This window comes from Chimaeribacter californicus (assembly GCF_002858675.1).
Lineage (GTDB): Bacteria > Pseudomonadota > Gammaproteobacteria > Enterobacterales > Enterobacteriaceae > Chimaeribacter > Chimaeribacter californicus.
Genome location: NZ_PJZF01000021.1, coordinates 51730 through 73484, shown reverse-complemented (window position 1 = coordinate 73484; position 21755 = coordinate 51730). Strand labels below are relative to the sequence as shown.

Annotated in this window: 20 protein-coding genes; 2 read left to right on the top strand and 18 right to left on the bottom strand. The window is 58.4% G+C overall.

The window, feature by feature from the left end; genetic code table 11:
• The first annotated feature begins 108 nt into the window (after positions 1–108).
• On the top strand, positions 109–1656 hold the full coding sequence (locus tag CYR55_RS19190) for an MFS transporter (protein ID WP_101817953.1): 1548 nt from the start codon (positions 109–111) through the stop codon (positions 1654–1656).
• A 9-nt stretch (positions 1657–1665) separates the two neighbouring features.
• Positions 1666–2733 (top strand): glycoside hydrolase 5 family protein, encoded by a 1068-nt coding sequence (locus tag CYR55_RS19185; RefSeq protein WP_101817952.1) that lies wholly within the window; start codon positions 1666–1668, stop codon positions 2731–2733.
• A gap of 72 nt (positions 2734–2805) precedes the next feature.
• On the opposite strand, the gene CYR55_RS19180 is transcribed toward CYR55_RS19185, so the two are convergent.
• The 18 genes from CYR55_RS19180 to acuI form a co-directional block, all read right to left on the bottom strand.
• Positions 2806–3567 carry an amino acid ABC transporter ATP-binding protein gene (locus CYR55_RS19180; RefSeq protein ID WP_101817951.1) on the bottom strand — a complete coding sequence of 254 codons (762 nt, stop codon included), beginning with the start codon at positions 3565–3567 and terminating at the stop codon, positions 2806–2808.
• Positions 3568–3575: 8 nt separating this feature from the next.
• Complete coding sequence (locus CYR55_RS19175) at positions 3576–4685, bottom strand: amino acid ABC transporter permease (protein WP_101817950.1); 1110 nt, start codon at positions 4683–4685, stop codon at positions 3576–3578.
• 9 nt (positions 4686–4694) lie between these two features.
• Positions 4695–5873 carry an amino acid ABC transporter permease gene (locus CYR55_RS19170; protein WP_101817949.1) on the bottom strand — a complete coding sequence of 393 codons (1179 nt, stop codon included), beginning with the start codon at positions 5871–5873 and terminating at the stop codon, positions 4695–4697.
• Positions 5874–5980: 107 nt separating this feature from the next.
• Positions 5981–7006 carry an amino acid ABC transporter substrate-binding protein gene (locus CYR55_RS19165; RefSeq protein ID WP_101817948.1) on the bottom strand — a complete coding sequence of 342 codons (1026 nt, stop codon included), beginning with the start codon at positions 7004–7006 and terminating at the stop codon, positions 5981–5983.
• Positions 7007–7476: 470 nt separating this feature from the next.
• Positions 7477–8397 carry a kdo(2)-lipid IV(A) palmitoleoyltransferase gene (gene lpxP / locus CYR55_RS19160; protein ID WP_101817947.1) on the bottom strand — a complete coding sequence of 307 codons (921 nt, stop codon included), beginning with the start codon at positions 8395–8397 and terminating at the stop codon, positions 7477–7479.
• 347 nt (positions 8398–8744) lie between these two features.
• Entirely contained in the window at positions 8745–9041 is a 297-nt protein-coding gene (gene fis, locus CYR55_RS19155) for a DNA-binding transcriptional regulator Fis (protein ID WP_000462905.1), read from the bottom strand.
• Positions 9023–10027: a tRNA dihydrouridine synthase DusB gene (dusB, locus tag CYR55_RS19150; RefSeq protein ID WP_101817946.1), complete on the bottom strand. Its 1005-nt coding sequence runs from the start codon at positions 10025–10027 to the stop codon at positions 9023–9025. The genes fis and dusB overlap by 19 nt, the downstream gene beginning before the upstream one ends.
• 380 nt (positions 10028–10407) lie before the next feature.
• Complete coding sequence (locus CYR55_RS19145) at positions 10408–11181, bottom strand: carbonic anhydrase (RefSeq protein WP_101817945.1); 774 nt, start codon at positions 11179–11181, stop codon at positions 10408–10410.
• A 199-nt stretch (positions 11182–11380) separates the two neighbouring features.
• Complete coding sequence (gene prmA, locus CYR55_RS19140; protein WP_101817944.1) at positions 11381–12262, bottom strand: 50S ribosomal protein L11 methyltransferase; 882 nt, start codon at positions 12260–12262, stop codon at positions 11381–11383.
• Positions 12263–12274: 12 nt separating this feature from the next.
• Positions 12275–13729, bottom strand: coding sequence for a sodium/pantothenate symporter (gene panF / locus CYR55_RS19135; RefSeq protein WP_101817943.1), 1455 nt, complete (start codon positions 13727–13729; stop codon positions 12275–12277).
• The gene (locus tag CYR55_RS19130; protein ID WP_101817942.1) at positions 13719–13964 is read right to left on the bottom strand and encodes a YhdT family protein; all 246 of its coding nucleotides are present in this window, start codon (positions 13962–13964) and stop codon (positions 13719–13721) included. Before CYR55_RS19130 ends, panF begins: the two co-directional genes overlap by 11 nt.
• Before the next feature lie 101 nt (positions 13965–14065).
• Entirely contained in the window at positions 14066–15913 is a 1848-nt protein-coding gene (locus CYR55_RS19125) for a M60 family metallopeptidase (RefSeq protein ID WP_165699632.1), read from the bottom strand.
• A gap of 334 nt (positions 15914–16247) precedes the next feature.
• Entirely contained in the window at positions 16248–17597 is a 1350-nt protein-coding gene (gene accC, locus CYR55_RS19120; protein ID WP_101817940.1) for an acetyl-CoA carboxylase biotin carboxylase subunit, read from the bottom strand.
• Positions 17598–17608: 11 nt separating this feature from the next.
• Positions 17609–18079, bottom strand: coding sequence for an acetyl-CoA carboxylase biotin carboxyl carrier protein (gene accB, locus CYR55_RS19115; RefSeq protein ID WP_101817939.1), 471 nt, complete (start codon positions 18077–18079; stop codon positions 17609–17611).
• Positions 18080–18109: 30 nt separating this feature from the next.
• Positions 18110–18562, bottom strand: a complete 453-nt coding sequence (gene aroQ, locus CYR55_RS19110) for a type II 3-dehydroquinate dehydratase (protein WP_101817938.1) — start codon at positions 18560–18562, stop codon at positions 18110–18112.
• 241 nt (positions 18563–18803) lie between these two features.
• Positions 18804–19406 (bottom strand): protein-methionine-sulfoxide reductase heme-binding subunit MsrQ, encoded by a 603-nt coding sequence (gene msrQ, locus CYR55_RS19105; RefSeq protein ID WP_101817937.1) that lies wholly within the window; start codon positions 19404–19406, stop codon positions 18804–18806.
• Entirely contained in the window at positions 19407–20411 is a 1005-nt protein-coding gene (msrP, locus tag CYR55_RS19100) for a protein-methionine-sulfoxide reductase catalytic subunit MsrP (RefSeq protein WP_101817936.1), read from the bottom strand.
• A gap of 136 nt (positions 20412–20547) precedes the next feature.
• Entirely contained in the window at positions 20548–21528 is a 981-nt protein-coding gene (gene acuI / locus CYR55_RS19095; RefSeq protein WP_101817935.1) for an acrylyl-CoA reductase (NADPH), read from the bottom strand.
• Positions 21529–21755 lie beyond the last annotated feature (227 nt).

Below are 21755 nucleotides of genomic sequence, written 5' to 3'. Positions count from 1 at the left end.
ATTTTTAATGACCCAATAAATAATGAGAAACACACAGCACGCCAGCAGTAAATAAAAAAGAGCCGGAGATTCCCGGTAATACGATATCTTACAAACTGGACAATTATTATGGTTAAACCTACTGAACGCAGGGTGGGTTACGGCGTGGCGATCGGCTACGGCGTGACAGACCTTTTCGGCGGCGGTGCCTTTGCGATTATCGGCACCTGGTTACTTTTTTTCTACACCAGTTATTGCGGCCTGACGGTGCTGGAAGCCGGCTCTATTTTTGCCATCGCCAGGGTTATTGATGCGATATTAAGCCCGATTATGGGCTATATCACCGATAATTTCGGCAACACCTGGCTTGGCCGTAAATTCGGCCGCCGCCGCTTCTTTTTAATGCTCAGTTGCCCGTTAATGTTCTTATATGCCCTGCTGTGGCTCACCGATATGGGCTACTGGTATTATCTGGGTACCTATCTCTCGATTGAATTATTGTCCGCGATGGTGCTGGTGCCGTGGGAAACCCTGGCCGCAGAGATGACCAACCGCTACGAGGAGCGCAGCCGCCTTTCCGGGATGCGGATGATCTGCTCGCAATTGGGCGGCTTCCTCGCGGTGTCGGTGCCCGGCGTGATTATGCAGTTCACCGGCAAAGATAACCCTTTCACTTATACCCTGACCGGCCTGATATTTTCCTGCGTCTTTTGCATTGCGGTATTTATTACCTGGCGCTGCACCTGGGAAGCTAAAGATATTGAGGAAGAGGGCGCGTTCAAAGCGGAAGTGCAGCGCGGCAGCGGCATACTGAACCATTTAAATTACCTGGTGCAGGATCTGCTCTCGTCATTCCGCATCCGCGCCTTTCGGTTGCATATTATTATCTATATTTTCTCCTTCACGGCGATGGACGTGTTCGGCGCGGTGTTTACCTATTATGTGGTCTATTGCCTGAGCCAGGATGCGGTAGCGGTCTCCGGCTGGCTCAGTATCGCGGCATTTGCCTCAGTGCCCGGGACGTATGGTTTTATGTTGCTGCTGAATAAATGCCATGTCACCCCGTCCGCTGCGTTACGCCTCGCCTATGGCTCTATTTTCAGCGTGCTGATTTTCCTGTTTGCGGTCTATTACACCGACACGGAGGTGCCCGGCCTGCTGTTTTCCGCGGTCTTTATATTATTGGGCGCGGCGCGTGCCGGGCTGTATTATATTCCGTGGAATATCTACAGCTTTATTCCCGATATTGATGAGATGGTCACCCAGCAGCGCCGCGAGGGGATTTTCGCCGGAGTCATGGTGCTGACCCGTAAAAGCACGGTGGCGATCGCCATTATGATCATCGGGCTGGTGCTGGAGCAGGCCGGGTTCGTGAAAGGCAGCGGCACGCAGCCGGACGGTGCATTGCAGGCGATTATCGGGTTGATGATCTTCGCCACGGCCGCGCTGCTGGCCGTGAGCTTCTACACCACCTATCCCTTCAAACTCACGCGTGACACCCACCAGTTGCTGATTAAAGAGATCGCCCGCCGCAAGCTGGGCGGGGACTACCGCGACTGCGATGAGAAGACGCGGGTGGTGATCAGGCAACTCACCGGCTATGAGTACGATGAAGTCTGGGGCGGCAAGGCCACGCGCCGCATCGTCGGCACCGTCACACTCTCCAACGCGAAATAGGGGGCCGCAATGTATACGCAATGGCCCGCTGAACAGGCCCAGGCCTGGCACCGGCAACAGCGCTGGGGCTGCGGTTTTAACTACCTGCCGCGCACCGCCGTTAACTGGCTGGAGATGTGGCAGCAGGAGACCTTCGACCCGGCCACCATCGAACAGGAGCTGCGCTGGGCGAGCCGCTACGGCTACAACCAGTTGCGCACCAACCTGCCGTTTACCCTGTGGCAGCACGACCGGAACGGGTTGCTGGAACGCATCGATCGCTTTCTGGCGGTGGCGGACGCCTGCGGTTTTCAGGTGATGCTGACCCTGCTCGACGACTGCGCCTTCTCCGGCGATGAGCCGGTCATCGGGCAGCAGAAAGCGCCGCGCCCGGGCGTGCATAACAGCCAGGCCGCCGGCAGCCCCGGCCGGGCGATGGTGCTGGACCCCAGCCTCTGGCCGCAGATTGAACGCTATGTGCGGGATGTGATCGGCCATTTTCGTGACGACCGGCGCGTCTGGGTGTGGGATCTCTACAACGAGCCGGGCAACGGCGGCATTTTCTGCGGCGTTGACCAGTACGCGGAGTATGACGACCGGCTGGCGATCTACGCGCTGTCGCTGATGATTCAGGTATTCCGCTGGGCGCGGCAGGCTGAGCCCTGCCAGCCGCTGACGGTGGCTGCCTGGCACATCCCTGACCGGGGCGCGTGCGGGCAGGCGTTCCGGCACCCGATCGACGTCGCGGCGTTGCACCTGTCAGATGTAATCAGCTATCACGCCTATGTGGATACGCCGGGTCAGGTGGCGATTCTGGCACGGCTGGCCGCGTTTAACCGCCCGGTGTTGTGTACCGAGTGGCTGGCGCGCCACGTCGGCAGCGTGATGGAGGAGCAGTTGCCGCTGTTCAGGGCGCAAGGGGTAACCTGTTACCACTGGGGGCTGGTGCAGGGCAAAACGCAGACCTGGCTGCCGTGGCCGGATATTGCGCAGGAGGCGCACACTGCTGCGCTCTGGTTCCACGATGTGCTGACGCCGGACGGCCTGCCGTTCAGCGAGCGGGAGATGGCGCTGGTGCAGCGGCTGAGCCGGATGTGACGCCTGCGTTGGATGTGAAACCGCCGCGCGGGGCGCGGCGGTTGGGTGCATCAATAGTTCAATGGATCAAAATCAGTGGATCACCTGGGATAAAAACTCCCGGGTGCGTTCCGATTTCGGGTTGGAGAAGAACTCCTGCGGGGCGGCCTGTTCGACGATTTCGCCACGGTCCATAAAGATCACCCTGTCGGCCACGGTGCGGGCAAAGCCCATCTCGTGGGTCACGCAGAGCATGGTCATGCCGTCCTGCGCGAGGCCGATCATGGTGTCCAGCACCTCTTTCACCATCTCCGGGTCGAGTGCGGAGGTCGGCTCGTCAAACAGCATGATCTTCGGCTTCATGCAGAGCGAGCGGGCAATCGCCACGCGCTGCTGCTGGCCGCCGGAGATCTGCCCCGGGTATTTGTGCGCGTGCTCGGCAATGCGTACCCGCTTCAGGTAGTGCATCGCCAGCTCATCCGCCTCTTTCTTCGGCATCTTGCGCACCCAGGTCGGCGCCAGCGTGCAGTTCTGCAACACCGTCAGGTGCGGGAACAGGTTAAAGTGCTGGAACACCATGCCGACTTCGGTGCGTACTTTCTCAATGTTGCGCAAATCGTCATTCAGCTCGATGCCGTCCACCACGATGCGCCCCTGCTGGTGCTCTTCCAGATGGTTAATGCAACGGATGGTGGTGGATTTGCCGGAACCTGACGGGCCGCACAGCACAATGCGCTCGCCCTGTTTCACGTTCAGGTTGATGTCTTTAAGCACGTGGAACTGTCCGTACCACTTATTGACTGCTTCCAGCGTAATCATCATTTTTTTATCGTCTGTAACCTGATGGTCGCTCATGGTTTACCTCAGTGGTTGGAACGTCCGGTGTGAAAGCGCCTTTCCAGATGCTGGCTGTAGCGCGACATGCTGAAACAGAAAATCCAGTAGACCAGCGCGGCGAAGACGTAGCCCTCGGTGGACATCCCCAGCCACATCGGGTCTACGGTGGCCTGCTGCACGCTGCTGAACAGGTCAAACAGGCCGATAATGATCACCAGGCTGGTGTCTTTGAACAGCGCGATAATGGTGTTCACCAGCCCCGGGATCACCATCTTCAGCGCCTGCGGCAAAATCACCAGCCCCTGCGTTTTCCAGTAGCCCAGCGCCAGTGACTCCGCCGCCTCGTACTGGCCTTTCGGCAGCGCCTGAAGGCCGCCGCGCACCACTTCCGCCACATAAGCGGACTGGAACAGAATCACCCCGACCAGCGCCCGCAGCAGTTTGTCGATGCTGGTGCCTTCCGGCAGGAACAGCGGCAGCATCACCGAGGACATAAACAGCACGGTGATCAGCGGCACGCCGCGCCAGAACTCGATGAAGCAGATGGAGAGGATGCGCACAATCGGCAGGCGCGAGCGCCGCCCCAGCGCCAGCAAAATGCCGAGCGGCAGCGCCCCGGCAATGCCGATGGAGGCGATGATCAGCGTCAGCGTCAGGCCGCCCCATTGGCGGGTTTCGACGCGCGGCAGGCCAAGGAAGCCGCCATACAGCAGCCACCAGGTCAGCAACGGGTAAGCCACTGCCCAGCACGCGATGTAACGCCCGCGGCGCGGCATCCCGCGCCAGAACATCAGCCCGATGGAAATCAGGCCAATCACCAGTGCGAGGTTGATGCGCCAGCGCTGGTCAGTGGGGTAGAGGCCATACATAAACTGGCCGAAACGGGCGTGGATAAACACCCAGCAGGCGCCGTCTTTGGTGCAGTCCGCGCGCGTGGTGCCTATCCAGTTAGCCTGGAAAACCGCCCAGTTCAGCAGCGGCGGGATAACCAGCCACAGCAGCCAGAGGCAGAACAGCGTCAGCAGCGTGTTGAACACGCTGGAAAACAGGTTGCGGCGCGCCCACAGCACGGCCCGGCCGACCGGGCCGGAAGGCGGCACCGCGCTGCGTGATGGCGGGGGTAACGTCATGGTCATGGAAGCCTCTTAGCGCTCGACCAGCGCGATGCGCCGGTTGTAGACGTTCATCAAAAACGAGATCAGCAGGCTGATAATCAGGTACACCGACATGGTCATGGCGATGGTCTCAATCGCCTGGCCGGTCTGGTTGAGTACCGTACCGGCAAACAGCGACACCATGTCCGGGTAGCCGATGGCCGCCGCCAGCGAGGAGTTCTTCACTACGTTGAGGTACTGGCTGGTGAGCGGCGGGATGATCACCCGCAGCGCCTGCGGCAGCACCACCTGGCGCAGCGTCACCGGGTTCGGCAGGCCGAGTGAGCGCGCCGCCTCATGCTGGCCGCCCGGCACCGACTGGATGCCGGAGCGGATCACCTCCGCGATAAACGCCGAGGTATAAACCGACAGCGCCACGGTGAGCGCTGCCAGCTCCGGGATCAGCACCATGCCGCCCCGGAAGTTGAAGCCGCGCAGCGTTGGCAGTTCCCAGTGCAGCGCCGCGCCGAACAGGGCGTGCGCCAGCAGCGGCAGGCCGACGATCAGCAGCAGCGCCCAGGGCCAGATGCGCCACACCCGGCCGGTGTGGATCTGGCGGAAATGGTTATAGCGGGCGAGGGCGAGGATCGCGGCAATCGCCAGCAGCAGGGCGATGACCCCGGCCAGTGCGCCTTCGCCCAACTGGGGCGACGGCAGGTAGAGGCCGCGGTTGCTCATAAAGACCACGCCGAAGGCGTCAAGGCTCTGGCGCGGGCCGGGCAGGTTGCGCAACACCGCGAAGTACCAGAAGAAGATTTGCAGCAACGGCGGGATGTTGCGGAAGGTCTCGACGTACACCGTGGAGAGCTTGCGGATCAGCCAGTTGTCTGAGAGCCGCCCGAGGCCGACCATAAAGCCGAGCAACGAGGCGAACACAATGCAGAGCACCGACACCAGCAGCGTGTTCAGCAGGCCGACCACAAACAGGCGGCCGTAGGTGTCGCCTTGTTCATAATCAATCAGGTGCTGGATCACGCCGAAGCCGGCGCTGTTATTCAGGAAGGCAAAGCCGGAGGTAATCCCTCGGGTGGAGAGGTTGACCACCGTGTTGTGCAGAAGATAGCCGCCACAGGCGAGCAGCAAAGCCACCGCGATAAATTGGTAAATCCAGGCGCGTACCGCTGGGTTGGTCAGCGAGAGGCCGCCTTTTCCGGTTGGGCGTTGCGACATAGCAGGAACCTCAGAACAGTGACGGAACGGCAGGGGGCCGTTCCGTAATCACACCGTTACTCAATAGCGGGAGGGCGCCCCCGGCACGCGGCCGGGGGCACACCGGGTTAACGTACTGTCGGGGCGTACTGGATGCCGCCCTGGTTCCAGAGGGCGTTCAGGCCGCGTTTGATTTTCAGCTCACTGCCCATGCCGACGTTGCGCTCAAACACTTCGCCGTAGTTGCCGACCTGCTTAACGATCTTCACTGCCCAGTCATTCGGCAGCTTCAGGTCTTTGCCGTAGTTGCCCTCTTTGCCGAGCAGGTGCGCCATGTCCGGGGTTTTCGGGTTGGCGGCCAGCTGGTCAACGTTGGCGGAGGTTACGCCCATCTCTTCGGCGTTCAGCATCGCGAACAGCGTCCAGCGCACGATCGCCAGCCAGTCTTCATCACCGCGGCGCACCACCGGCCCCAGCGGCTCTTTGGAGATCACTTCCGGCAGCACGATGAATTCATCCGGTTTGCCGAGTTTGATGCGCAAAGCGTAAAGCTGGGACTGGTCAGAGGCCAGGGTGTCGCAGCGGCCGGAGTCGAGCGCTTTGGCGCTTTCGTCAGAACGGTCGAAGGTCACCGGCGTGAACTGCATGTTGTTGGCTTTGAAGAAGTCCGCCACGTTCAGCTCGGTGTCAGTACCGGCCTGCAGGCAGACGGTGGCCCCGTCCAGCTCTTTGGCGCTTTTCAGCCCCGCTTTCTTGTGGGTCAGGAAGCCGATGCCGTCGTAGTAGTTCACCCCGGCGAAGATCATGCCCATGCCGCCGTCACGTGAAGATGTCCAGGTGGTGTTACGCGACAGGATGTCTACTTCGCCGGATTGCAGGGCGGTGAAGCGCTCTTTGGCTGTCAGCGGGGTGTATTTTACTTTGTTGGCATCGCCGAATACCGCCGCAGCCACGCCCCGGCAGAGATCCACATCCAGCCCGGAGAACTTGCCGCTGGAATCGGCATAGGAGAAGCCCGGCAGGCCGTCACTGATGCCACATTGGATAAAGCCCTTTTTCTGTACAGCGTCGAGTGTCGTGCCTGCGTGTGCCTGGTTTGCTGCGGCAATAAAAGAGGCGGCAGCAAGTAATGTCGAAAGCATCATCTTCTTCATAAAGCATCCTGTGAGGCGGTATCGGTGAGTTTTCATTATCGGCACACCCTGGTGCACCCTTTCTGTTCGCGGGCGCGAGCCCTGAAAGGTATTAGCAAAGGCGGTGCCAACTTTGAAAAGGCTTAGGAATCAAAGGGGCGAATGAAGGAAACAGAAACATTTACCTGCATTATGAAACCTATAGCACCAAAACAGTGCAGGCGCGCTATTTTTGCTATCTCCTGGCGCAAAAAGATGCATTTTGTGTGCTGGCTCACATCATTAAAGATAAAGTCATTTTAAATCAATTACTTGATAATGTTGCTTATCAGGGTTTGTCAGGAGAATCGCTTTGTAAGGCAATGGTTTTAGAGGTGATTATATGACTTAGAATGAAAAGGGAGGACAAGGGCGGCGAAAAAAGGGGTTGGCAAAACGCAGAGGATAACGGACAAAAAAATCCCGGCCTGGAGGCCGGGAGTGCAGATGCGTCAATAGAGTGACGGCGTGCCGGTGGGGCGCGTCTTAAAGCGGCGGTGCAGCCACATGTACTGATCCGGCGCACGCATAATTTCGCGCTCAACAATACGGTTCATGTATGCGGCGGCGGCCATTTCATCATCCAGCGGGTAATCCTGCAACGCCGGTTGGATCAGCAATTCATAACCGCGGCCATCTTCCCGGCGCACCAGCACCACCGGCACCAGCGCCGGTTTGGCCAGCCGCGCCAGCATAAAGGTGCCGCTGGTGGTCGCGGCCTGGTCCACTGCAAACAGCGGGGCAAACACGCTGCCGCGCGGGCCGTAGTCCTGATCCGGGGCGAACCATACTGCTTCACCGCGTTTCAGCGCCTGCACCATGCCGCGCAGGTCTTTGCGGTCCAGCATCGCTTTGTTGGAGCGCATCCGGCCCCAGGTCTGGGCGACTTCCATCGCTTTGTTGTTGTGCGGGCGGTACATCGCCATCATCGGCTGGCAGAGGCCCATTGCCCGGCCGCCGAGCTCCAGGGACATAAAGTGGATGCCGATCACCAGCACGCCGCGGTTGTCCTGCTGGGCCATCTTCAGGTTGTGCAGGCCGTTGACGTCAAACCAGCGTTTGACGCGGCGATCTGACCAGAACCAGGCCATGCCGGTTTCAATCAGGCCCATGCCGAGGGATTCAAAATTGCTCACCACTTTGCGCTCCAGCAGGCATGGGTCCATGCCCGGGAAACAGAGCTCAAGGTTACGGCGGGTAATGGAAACGCGGCGCTTCAAAAAGCGCATGGAGGTGCGGCCCATCCAGACACCGAGGCGGTAAAGCACCGGGTAGGGCAGTTGCACCAGCAGGAACAGCACACCCAGCCCAAACCAGGTAAACCAGTAGCGGGGATGCAGCAGGGCGCGGGTAAATTTTTGCGGTTTAATCATCAGGAACTCATATAGGCATTCAAGGGGGCGTAACGCCTATAGAGAAGTGTCTCATCAGCGGTACGGGGGTGTAGACACTGTGGGCAGGCAATCGTTTAGAAAAAAGCCGAAAGCGACACAATCTTTACACAAAAGCGGAGATCGCGAGGTAAACCGGGACAGGGGTGTTTAGCGAGCGAGGCGACTTTCGGCGGCTATTATATCACGGCGCTTTGTAAAGATATCAGCGGCGCGCTGAATAAAAAACGGGCGGGCGCAACGCAGGGCAACGGGAAAAACAGGCAATAAAAAAGGCGCTAATCCATGCCGATTAACGCCTTATTAAACAGACAATTAACTGATAAAAATCAGTTCATGCCATATTTTTTCAATTTTTTACGCAGCGTACCACGGTTGATACCCATCATCAGGGCAGCACGGGTCTGGTTGCCACGGGTGTATTGCATCACCATGTCCAACAGTGGCTGTTCAACTTCAGCCAATACCAGCTCATACAGGTCATTTACGTCCTGACCGTTCAGTTGAGCAAAATAGTTCTTCAGTGCTTGTTTAACCGAGTCACGCAGGGGCTTTTGGGTCACCTGGTCCTGAGAATTTACGGTAGAAACGGTCAGTACGTCAGAATTCACGCGTTGTTCGAACATAGTTCTGTCAGCTCTTTTTTTACGCTAAGATTTTCGAAATATGCTTCCAACGCCTCCAGCTGTTCGCTGGCATCCTCTATAGCGTTGAAGGAGCGCCGAAACTGGTCATTTGGGGCATTTTCCTGGATATACCAGGATACGTGCTTACGAGCGATGCGGAATCCCTTGCCTGGACCATAAAAGCCGTGCAATTCCCGTACATGCTCAATCAACAAGCGCTTCACCTCACCGAGTGGCATGGGTGGAAGCAGCTCCCCTGTGTCCAGATAATGCTGGATTTCCCGGAAGATCCAGGGTCTCCCCTGGGCTGCGCGGCCTATCATCAGGGCATCAGCCCCCGTATAGTCGAGCACAGCCCTGGCTTTATGCGGGTCAGTAATGTCGCCATTCGCGATAACCGGAATGGAAACAGTCTGCTTAACTGTCCGAATGCTGTCGTACTCCGCGTTGCCGTTAAACAGGCAGGCACGGGTTCGGCCATGAATGGTCAGGGCCTGAATACCACAATCTTCAGCCAGTTGGGCAATTTCTACACAGTTACGATGTTCTGGTGCCCAACCAGTGCGAATTTTCAGCGTAACCGGCACTTCCACCGCGTTAACCACGGCCTGAAGGATCTGTTTGACCAGATCGGGGTACTGCAATAATGCAGAGCCTGCCAGTTTGCGGTTCACTTTCTTGGCCGGGCAACCCATATTGATATCGATGATTTGGGCACCATTTGCCACATTGATTCTGGCGGCCGCCGCCATATCCTCCGGGTCGCAGCCGGCAATCTGCACGGCCCGGATCCCGGGTTCATCTTCATGCACCATGCGCAGGCGCGATTTATCCGTCCGCCACACTTCCGGGTTGGAAGAGAGCATTTCAGAAACCGCCATCCCCGCTCCCATTGCGTGACATAACGCACGAAACGGCCGGTCAGTGACACCGGCCATCGGGGCGGCTATCAGGCAATTAGTAAGTTGGTGGTGTCCAATGCGCATAGACAAAATTTTGACCATACTGTGTCCGCAAGGGCGCGTATATTACGCATTTTTACGGCGATATGAAAGGCCAAACTTTGAACAATTGGCATCGGTTTAACCGGGAAAGGTGACACCCGTCACTTTCTGTAAAAAATAGACTAAATATAACAATAAGTTATGATTTATTGATCGACAATTAAGCAGAAAAATATTCCCTGGAACACAGCATTTTATCTGCAAAAGCAGCAGAATCCGCCGTTATTGTAAGCGGTCACCGGCAGGTTATCAGAAGATTACTTCAGGTGGTGGTTAAATAATGCTCAACAGAGAGAAAGGCGGGGAGCAACAAAACGTGCGGTTTACCGGCCTGCCTGATGGCAGGCCGGTAAGAGGAAGGCTTATTCAATCACGACCCGGCCATGCAGTGGTTGCACCGGGCGGTTATTCGCGTGATGCATCAGCTGGATGAATTGCGTCAGTTGCCCCTGAGAAAGGGTCAGCGGCGTTTTCATCACCAGCCAGCGAACCCCTTCCGTGCAGGGCGGGGTGGTCAGGGAGCCGGAGAAGCGGTAATGGGTGCGTGACGCAGGCAGCAGGGCGTTGAGGTCCACTTTCTGACTGAGCAGCACCGGCTGGTTCACCTGTTGTGGCAGGTTTTGCCACAGGGCCGCCAGCGCCGGGTTCGCCGCGCCCAGGTTAAACATCACCGCCACCACGGCCACTTCGCCGCCGGCATCCGCATGCACCAGGTGCATCTCCATCGGGAAGGATTTGCCCTTGATGGTGTTTTCACTTGGCGCATGGAAGTGGAACTGTTGCAGCGTGAAGGTTTCGCCATCCAGCGTTACGGTGTTGCCCGGCAGCACGTTAACCTGCACGGTGTGGCCGTTGTTCACTATGCTATCCGGCGCGAGCGTGTAATTGACCTTCAGTGGGCGCGGGTGAGCGCTCAGGGCGTCATGGATATCGATCGGGGATTGGTTGCGGCCGATTTCACACATGTGGAAATCCGTGGAGAGTGCCGCCCAGTGGGCGGGAGCCCCTTCGCCCTCATAACCCCAGTGGGGATGAGCATCCGCGGTGTGGTCAGCGGCAGGGGCAGCCGCATGATCGGCGGCACAAGCAGGCAGGCCCGCCAGCAAGGCGGCGGCCAAAAACAGGGCGTGTTTCATCTCTTTCTCTTGAGCAGTTTCAGGGACAGGCAGTGATGTGACCAACCCGCCAGGGATTGCCGGCGGGAGGCGGCGCGCAGAGTACACTCACTTTTCTCAGGGGAAAGGGCAAATCGTGGCATTTTGGCCACCCGGAGGTGGCCGATTGTGCTGTTTAAGGAATAAGCAGCGAAAAGATTACATCAGTATTAACAGGATGTTAACGTCGAACGCCGGTGATGCGGCACCACTCCTCTTTCTCCGCCACCGGGTCAAGCGCAAACAGATCCTGATAGGCTTCAGAGACGCTTTCTGCCTGCGTTGCCAGCACGCCGGAGAGGCCAAGGTGGCCGCCGGTTTTCGGCAGGCAGCCGATAAGCGGCGCCAGCTCACGCAGCGGCCCGGCGAGGATGTTCGCCACTACGACGTCAGCGCTGAGATCGGCGGGCTGATCCTGCGGCAGGAACAGTTCCAGGCGCTCAGAGACGCCGTTGCGCTGGGCATTATCCCGGCTGGCCTGAATCGCCTGCGGATCGATGTCGATGCCGATGGCGCGCGCCGCCCCCAGCTTCAGCGCGGCAATCGCCAGAATGCCGGAGCCGCAGCCGAAGTCGATCACGGTTTTGCCCGCGAGATCCAGCCCGTCGAGCCACTGGAGGCAGAGCGCGGTGGTCGGGTGGGTGCCGGTACCGAACGCCAGGCCGGGGTCGAGCATCACGTTGACGGCGTCCGGGTCCGGCACATCGCGCCAGCTCGGGCAGATCCAGAGCCGCTCACCGAAGCGCATCGGGTGGAAGTTGTCCATCCATTCGCGCTCCCAGTCTTTATCTTCCAGCTGTTCAATACGGTGGGCAAAGCCCGCGCCCAGCAACGGCGAGTGCTCAAGGATCGCGACCACCTCTTTCATGTCGGTTTCCGCATCAAACAGGCCGATGACGTCAGTATCGCCCCACAGGCGCGTTTCGCCCGGCAGCGGCTCAAACACCGGCGTGTCGTGGGTGTCCTGGAAGGTCACGGAGACCGCGCCGCTCTCAATCAGGGCATCGCCCAGGCTCTCCGCATCACTGCCGCGGGTGTTAATTTTCAGTTGAATCCAAGGCATGGCACTTCTCTTTTATGATTGTGGCCCGGTCACCGGCAGCGCAGTAATCGCTGCCTTACCGAACCGGTTACCGATAGTAAACGCTAGCAGGCTGAGCAGCAGCGACGGAATAATGGGGTGCAGGCCGGCGATATGCAGATCGATGCCGGCCAGCAGCGTATAGCTGGCGGCCCCGGTTAACATTGAGCTTAGCGCACCGGTGGCGTTGGCCCGCTCCCAGTAGAGGCCGAGCACCAGCGGCCAGAGGAACACCGCCTCCAGCCCGCCAAACGCCAGCAGGTTAAGCCAGATGATCATCTCCGGCGGATGCCAGGCGGCCAGCAGCACCAGCAGGCCCAGCACCAGCGTGGCGAGGCTGGTCATGCGCGTCAGGCGCTTTTCGTTCTTCAGCGCCTCCGGCCGGGCATTCAGGTAGAGATCCTTGACGATGGTCGCGGAAGACTGCAACAGCTGCGCATTGATGGTGGACATGATCGCCGCCATCGGCGCAGCCAGGAAGATCCCGGCGGCAAACGGCGGCAGCACCGCGATCATCAGCGTCGGGATCACCTGATCCGGGATTTTCAGATCCGGCAGGATCGCCCGGCCTAATGCGCCTGCCAGGTGCATTCCCAGCATCAGCACCGCCACCACAATGGTGCCGAGCACAATGCCGCGATGCACCGCTTTGCTGTCACGGTAGGCGATGCAGCGCACGGCGGTATGCGGCAGGCCAATCACGCCGAAGCAGACCAGCACCCAGAACGAGGCCATAAACGGCAGGCTGAGAATATTATCCCCGCCCTGCGGCGACACCAGCTTCGGGTCGATCTGCTGGAGTTTGCCCACGGCGGCATGCAGCCCACCGGCGGCATGCACCACCGCCACCAGCAGCAATACGGTGCCGAGCAGCATCACCAGTCCCTGCATCGCATCGTTCAGCACGCTGGCGCGGAAGCCGCCGAAGGCGGTGTAGAGCGCGATACTGATGCCGAAAATCAGCAGCCCGGTGTCATACGGAATGCCGGCGGCCGTTTCCAGCAGGCGCGCGCCGCCAATGAACTGCACCGTCATCGCACCGAGGAACGCCACCAGCAAACTGAAACTGGCGAGCCACACCAGCAGGCGGCTCTGGTAGCGGGCGTAGAGCATGTCGTTGAGCGTCACCGCGTTATAGCGGCGCGCCAGAATGGCGAACTTCTTGCCGAGCACCCCCAGCGACAGCCAGACCGCCGGCAGCTGAATCATCGACAGCAACACCCAGCCGAGGCCATATTTATACGCCGCGCCGGGGCCGCCGATAAAAGAGCTGGCGCTGATGTAGGTGGCGGTCAACGTCATCGCCAGCACAAAGCCGCCCATTGAACGGTTGCCGAGGAAGTAGTCGTTGAGGAAGTTGCCTTGCTGGCGGCGGCGGTACGCAAACACCGACAGGCCGAACACCAGCAGCAGGTAGCCCAGCAGCGGCAGCAGCACATCAGTTTGCATGGTCTTGCTCCTCCAGCGGCATCTCGCGGAACACCACGCGCACCATCAGCCAGCAGAGCAGAATAAACAGCAGCGGCACCAGCAGGCAGGCCATTTCAAACCAGTGGGGCAGGCCGGTGACGCCTTGCGCGCTGTCCGGCAGGTAGGCCGCCAGCACCCAGGCCAGCAGGTAAGCGACGGTCAGGCCCGCGGCCCAGCGCGCTTCCCGGTGCGCCTGAATAAATCGCGTATCCATAGCGTTTCCAAATAAGTAAAGATGGGGGGATTGTACGGATTGTGCGGGGGTTGCCCAAAGATTTTCTGCGGCACCGGTTGCAGGTGCCGCAGTGGAAAGGATTACTTACTGATGGTCAGCGGAATATTGACGTTAGCCGTCCGCTCCGGGATTTTCCAGAGGGAGGCGATCAACGGCAGGGTGCCGCTATATTCACCGGCCGGCAGGTCGAGGTTATCTTCCGGGTGGTAACTGACTTTGAGGAAGGTGCTGGAACCCGCTGATCCGCAGACCACCGTAGTGTTAATCGCATGGCTCTCACAGCCTCCCATCGACCTTGTGCCGCGCAGCGTCACGTTAAACGCCCGGTTCTGCGTATCCACCACCTGCGTATGCAGCGTAGACATCTCTTCGCCTGCCCAGATGAGACTTTGCGGGCCGAATTTCGCGGAATTGGTGATAAAGCCGATGGCCTTTTTATCCTCATTGCCCTCAATCTTCAGCATGGCGGTGGTAGGCGCCGTACCGCTATGAATCAACGGCACTTCATAGGCAGCAACCGGCTGGGCAGGGGCAGGCAGTTTCATCGCAGCGATCTGCTCATCAGCAGCAGCACTGTAAGGCAGGTTCCACAGGGTGAAGAACTCCCGCAGATCATACCCACTCAGGCGGCTGGTATTGACCGCGAACCAGTCAACTTTTTCGGGGGTCTCATCCAGCGCTGCTCTGTTTTTCGCACGGTTGTAGTCTTCACGGAAGGCTTTGCCCAGCGCCGGGTAGAGATCCGGATAGCTGGCCATCAATTGTGCGAACATATTTAAACGGCGTGACAGATCGGGATCGGTGTCGATATTCCAGCTTTGGCCGGCTTTAATCATGCTACCCACGGCTTGCTGATCCCAGGTAAACCCTAATGAAGGCGCTTTTTTATGGCACTGATTGAGGGCGGCATAGCCCCACTCGGTATAGCAGGCCGCCAGGGAATAGAGGTTAACCGTCACTTCCCTCAGACTACTCCATGACCAGCCCATCTGGTATTGATGGCCATACTCATGCCAGGTACCCCAACTGCTGGTAGTGGGTACGTTGCCTTCAAAACCTATCGCCAGTTGCCCGGCAGCACTGTTTGCCCAGCAGCAGGTATCATAGCTGGCCATAAACAGCGCGCGCGCCGGCTGGTGCAGATCAGAGGAAGCATCCAGGCCATTCAGCTTGTCATAGGTGAGGGTGCGCAGCAGGTTTTCCCGCAGGGTGTGCATGATGTCGGTATCGGCAGAGGCGAGCATTTTTTTCTGGCTGGCGGCGTAACGGGTACGGCCATCAAAGAATACGCCATAGCCGGTAGGTGTGGTTTGCCGGCTGAAGTCTGTCCATTCGCTCTGGCTATTGATGCCGAAAATAAATAGCGGATGGCGTTGTGAACCGCCGCTGAGAATTTGCATCGGCACAACGGTATCCAGATTCTCCATATGTTTGTTGTTATCTTTGCAGCCTAACAGCAGGATGCCGTCATGGGGCAGTATGTAGGTGGTCGTGCCGTCAGAGAGCAACGGTTGTTCACTGCCGGTCGCTTTAAAGACTGTCATATCCCCATCCATGGCCGCATAACAGGCGACACCGGCCGGGATCGTCCCGGCCTGAATGGTAATGGCTTCGCCGGTCTTGCCATATTCCCGCGTCAGGAAATAATTATTGCGGTCAAAACCGGTGAGGCGGGCACGCCTGACGTCATTACTTTCTGTTACGGGGATATTATAGCTATCGGTTGCATCGACAGGATAAATCTCCAGTGTCCTTTTCAGCCAGAATAATGGGTCGTTAACATCTTTAGACCGGGCTTCTGTTGCGCTGATATCACTGTTCAACTGTTCGAAAGAGAGGGCCAGTTGAGACAATGCCTCATTAAACCCCTGGGAGTATTGATATTTCGCCCACCAGCTATTTTCGATAGGCGCAGGGGCGACAGGCATTGAATTTATCTCCGCGGAGGCGGAGTCTGCCAGCGCGGAACCTGCCACAAGTAGTAATGCTAAACCCAGCGCTACCTGATTAAACTTATAACCTTTCATTCATTATTCCTTAATATAAAAATCCGATGCTGTATTGAAAGTGTTATTTAACGCGATGCAGGTGAGCGCGATGTTGGCTTTAATAGAGTGCGTTGAATAACCGCGTGGGAGCTTACCATCTTTTTAAAACGAATTAATAGAAGCTGTAACAGGAATAATGCGTGGCAGAAATAAATGTATAGGTATAAATAATAACGCCCGCATTGCGCGGGCGTTATATTAATAAGTCAGGATATTATTTTTCCTGCAAGCCAAGTTTCTTTTCCAGATAGTGGATGTTGGTGCCACCGTGCTGGAAGTTTTCATCGGCCATAATGCGCTGCTGCAGATCAACGTTGGTTTTAATGCCGTCGATGATCAGTTCCGCCAGCGCATTTTTCATGCGGGCAATCGCCACGTCACGGTTTTCACCGTAGGTGATCAGTTTGCCGATCATGGAATCGTAATACGGCGGGACGGTATACCCGGCGTAAATGTGCGATTCCCAACGCACGCCAAAGCCACCCGGCGCGTGGAAGCGCGTGATTTTACCCGGGCTCGGCAGGAAGGTGTTCGGGTCTTCCGCGTTGATACGGCACTCGACCGCATGGCCCTGGATACGCACTTCATCCTGGGTGATGGAGAGCGGCTGACCGGCAGCGATGCGCAGCTGCTCTTTGATCAGGTCCACACCGGTGATCATCTCAGTGACCGGGTGCTCTACCTGAATACGGGTGTTCATCTCGATGAAGTAGAACTCGCCGTTTTCATACAGGAACTCGAAAGTACCTGCACCGCGGTAGCCGATGTCCACACAGGCTTTGGCGCAGCGCTCGCCGATGTAACGGCGCATTTCGCTGGTGATGCCCGGTGCCGGAGCCTCTTCCACTACTTTCTGGTGGCGGCGCTGCATGGAGCAGTCACGCTCTGCCAGATAGATGGCGTTGCCCTGGCCGTCTGCCAACACCTGAATTTCGATGTGGCGCGGGTTCTCCAGGTATTTCTCCATGTAAACCATGTCGTTGTTGAAAGCCGCTTTAGCTTCCGCACGGGTCATGTTAATGGATTCTTCCAGATCCTTGTCGCTGCGAACCACACGCATACCGCGACCGCCGCCGCCGCCGGAGGCTTTGATGATCACCGGGTAGCCGATGCGTTTCGCGAAGGCACGGTTCTTTTCCATGTCATCGGTCAGCGAACCGTCGGAGCCGGGTACCGTCGGCACGCCTGCTTTCTTCATCGCGTTGATCGCAGAGACTTTGTCGCCCATCAGGCGGATGGTCTCGGCGCGCGGGCCGATGAAGATGAAGCCGGAGCGCTCAACCTGCTCAGCGAAGTCAGCGTTTTCAGACAGGAAACCATACCCCGGGTGAATCGCAACCGCGCCGGTAATTTCAGCAGCAGCAATGATTGCCGGGATATTCAGGTAACTTTTTACAGAGGGTGCCGGGCCGATACAGACGGTTTCATCTGCCAGCAGCACATGTTTCAAATCGCGATCCGCGGTGGAGTGAACCGCTACGGTTTTGATGCCCAGTTCTTTACAGGCACGCAGAATACGCAGGGCGATCTCACCACGGTTGGCGATGACGATTTTATCTACCATGAGGCGCCTCGTTATTCGATGACGACCAGTGGCTCGTCAAATTCAACCGGTTGACCGCTTTCTACCAGAATGGCTTTCACCACACCCGATTTATCAGCTTCGATTTGGTTCATCATCTTCATGGCTTCAACGATACACAGGGTATCGCCCGCATTCACTTTCTGGCCCACTTCGATGAACGGCTTGGCGTCCGGGCTTGGGGTGCGGTAGAAGGTGCCGACCATCGGTGAACGAACGATGTGTCCGCTGATGGCAGCCGCAGCAGCCGGGGCGGCTTCTACGGTAGCAGCCGGGGCAACGGCAGCGGCCAGGGCCGGCTGTTGCTGCATCGGCATAGCATACGCCTGCTGCATCATTGGGTAGTTCGGCACGGCCGGGGCACGACTGATACGAACTGATTCTTCACCTTCAGAAATTTCCAGTTCAGCGATGCCGGATTCTTCAACCAGTTCGATCAGTTTCTTGATTTTACGAATATCCATGAGTGTGATTCCGTACTCTTTTTGCTTGATTTAATTGGATTGTGACAAGCGGCGCGCCGCTGCCTGTAATGCAAAGGTATAACCGTCAGCCCCCAGTCCGCAGATGACGCCGACGGCAATATCAGAAAGATAGGAGTGGTGGCGGAACGGCTCCCTGGCGTGCACATTGGAGAGGTGAATCTCGATAAACGGGATCGCTACCCCCAACAGGGCATCGCGCAGGGCCACGCTGGTGTGCGTGAACGCCGCCGGGTTAATCAGGATAAAATCCGTGTTGCCACGCGCCTGATGGATGCGATCAATCAGGGCATGTTCCGCGTTGGATTGCAGGTGACTCAGGGCTACGCCCAATTCGCTGGCCTGGCTTTCCAGACGGCTGACAATCTCCGGCAACGTGGTGTGCCCATACTTCTCCGGCTCGCGTGAACCCAGCAGGTTCAGGTTGGGGCCGTTGAGAAGTAAGATCTGAAATTTGTCTGCCATCGTGCGCCTATCTCCGTCAATTTGACCTGTATTGTAGAAAATAACCCGATGTCATCGTTTTGTCACCTTTTTAGCGGCCAATCGCCTGTGTATTGGCCACCAAAGTGGGGCATTATAATGATATCGAGGCAAATCGCAGCTAAATACTGGTCTTATCAGCGAAGATAATCAACCCTTTATCGACACTAAACAGTGGATTGGCCCCTATTATGTGGCGCACAACACAGAAAAATCACCCCGGTTAATGCCACCATTGCCTGACCTTTTTGTAACGGAATGCCAGCAATATCGCAGCAAAAACGGCATAAATCAGCGGTTGGGGCGACAGGGTTTTCACTGACCAGAGGTAGTGGATGGGCGCGAGGATCGCGGCCAGATAGATGAAGTTGTGCAGCCGTTGCCAGTTTTTCCCCAGCCGGCGCTGTGCGCCCAGCGTCGAGGTGGCGGCCAGCGCCAGCAGCACCAGCCAGCTCAGGATGCCGAGCGTCAGGTAGGGGCGGGAAATCAGCTCACTGCCCAGCAGCCCGAGGTTACTGATGCCAAGCTCCAGGAACGAATAGCTCAGCAGGTGCAGTGTGGCCCAGGCAAAGCACCACAGCCCGATCAAACGGCGCACGCGGATCAACAGCGGCTGTTTGCCGTAACGCGCCAGCGGGGTGATAAGCAGTGTGGCGAGCAGCCATTTCAGCGCCGTCCGCCCGGTAAAGTGCTGGATGTCTTTGGCCGGGTCAGCGCTGAAGCCGCCCTGGGTCACTGACCAGACCAGCCACACCAGCGGCAGCAACCCCGCCAGATGGATCAGCACTTTCAGGCCGGTAATCTGTTTTGCCGTCAACCGCTTCACCTAGAAATTCTCCCGCAGATCGAGGCCCTTATAGAGCGATGCCACCTGATCGCCGTAACCGTTGAACAGCAGGGTCGGCTGGCGTTTCACGTCCAGAATGCCGCCGCTGCCGATGGCGCGTTCCGTGGCCTGCGACCAGCGCGGGTGATCAACATGCGGGTTCACGTTAGCGTAAAAGCCGTACTCGTCCGGTGCAGAGAGGTTCCAGGTTGTCGGCGGCCGGTCATGGGTCAGGCGGATTGTTACAATCGACTTAATCCCTTTAAAGCCATATTTCCACGGTGTAATCAGGCGGATCGGCGCGCCGTTCTGCGGCGGCAGCGTTTTGCCGTACACGCCTACGGTGAGCAGGGTGAGCGGGTTCATCGCCTCATCCAGCCGCAGCCCCTCCACGTAAGGGTAGGCCAGCCCGCCGCCCACAAAGCGATCTTTCTGGCCGGGCATATGCTCCGGGTCGTAGAGCGTCTGGAACGCCACAAAACGCGCATTGCCGGTCGGTTCCACTGCTTTGATCAGCTTGCCCAGCTCAAAGCCAACCCACGGCACCACCATTGACCACGCCTCGACACAGCGCAGGCGGTAGATGCGCTCCTCAAGCGGAAAACGTTTCAGCAGGTCATCCATGCTGAAGGTGACCGGTTTGGCGACTTCACCCTCAATACGGATTTTCCAGTCGGCGGTTTGCAGCGTCCCGGCGTTGGCGGCCGGGTCGGCTTTATCCAGGCCAAACTCATAATAGTTGTTGTAGCCGGTGACTTTGTCCTCCGGTGTCAGCGGCCAGTCCGGCTGCCAGGCCGCCGGTTTGCTGAACGTGAGCGGCTTGCCGGGCTGGGCTTTGGGAGCCTCGCTGCCTTTCAGCCAGGAGAGAATGTCGGCACGGGCGGCAGCGGGCAGCGCCAGAGAGGCCGCAGAGATGCCGAGCGCCTGCATGATCCGGCGTCGGTCCAGCATAAACAGGCTTTCGGGGGTAACGTCAGCCTCGGTGAGTTTGCGTGGCTTGCGCATAGGGGGCGATCTCCGGGAGAACAGGGGCCAGAACGGCGGGCAATGGCTCTATTATTGCTGTTAACCGCCATTCTGACAGCCAATCCCGCCATTTGTTACACATTATCGCGCAGGTTGACAATGTTGTTACCGGGCTTTACCCGCCGATGCGCACCAGTGTCCGGCCGGTGATGCGGTTGTCCATCAGCGCGGCAGCCGCCTCCGGCACCTGTTCCAGGGTAATTTCTGTGGCCGCCTGCTCATAGAAGTGGGCAGGCAGAAGGCCGGCCAGCCGTTCCCAGGCTGCCTGGCGGCGATGCAGCGGCGCACGCACCGAGTCGATACCCTGCAACCGTACATTGCGCAGGATAAACGGCATCACCGTGGTGGGCAGCAGGTAACCGCCGGCCAGCCCGCAGGCGGCCACCACGCCGTTATAGTTCATCTGCGCCAGCACGTTGGCGAGCAGGCGATCGCCCACGGTGTCGATCGCCCCGGCCCAGCGCTGGGTTTCCAGCGGGCGCGCCGCTTCGAAAAACTCCTCACGCGGCAGAATGTGCGCGGCGCCGAGCTCGCGCAGGTATTGGTGGGTATGGGCGCGGCCGCTGACTGCCGTCACCCGGTAACCCTGCTGGGCCAGCAGCGCCACCGCCGTGCTGCCGACGCCGCCGCTGGCCCCGGTGACCAGCACCTCACCGCTCTGCGGCACCACGCCGCCCTCTTCAAGCGCCATCACGCAGAGCATCGCCGTCAGCCCGGCGGTGCCGATGATCATGCTCTGGCGGGCCGACAACGCCGGCGGCAATGCCACCAGCCAGTCAGCATTGACCCGCGCCTGTTCCGCCAGCCCGCCCCAGTGGGTTTCACCGACGCCCCAGCCGGTGAGCACCACCTGCTGGCCGGCCCGGAAGCGGCTGTCTTTACTTTCCTGCACGGTACCGGCGAAATCGATGCCCGGCACCATCGGGAAGTTGCGCACAATTTTGCCTTTGCCGGTGATCGCCAGCGCATCCTTATAGTTCAGCCCCGACCAGCCAACCCCGACCGTCACGTCGCCTTCCGGCAGCTGGTTTGCGTCAATTTCCTGTACCCCGGCGGCAATCTGCCCCTCATGTTGCTCAAGCAAAAGTGCTTTCATAGAACCTCTCTATATAAAATATGAATTATTTGGAAGCCGTGTTGTCTGTGTATGAATATAAACGCCCCGTTGCGGGAACAGGATGCGGCAGGACAAAAAACGCCATAAAGCCTGTTTTTTTCCGTTATGCGGTTATCCGTAGAATAGCGAGGCCGGCAGGCGGGGTTAACGCCACTTACGCCAGGCTTTTTTATTTTATAGCAGCGCGCCATCACGGAAGGCCGTCC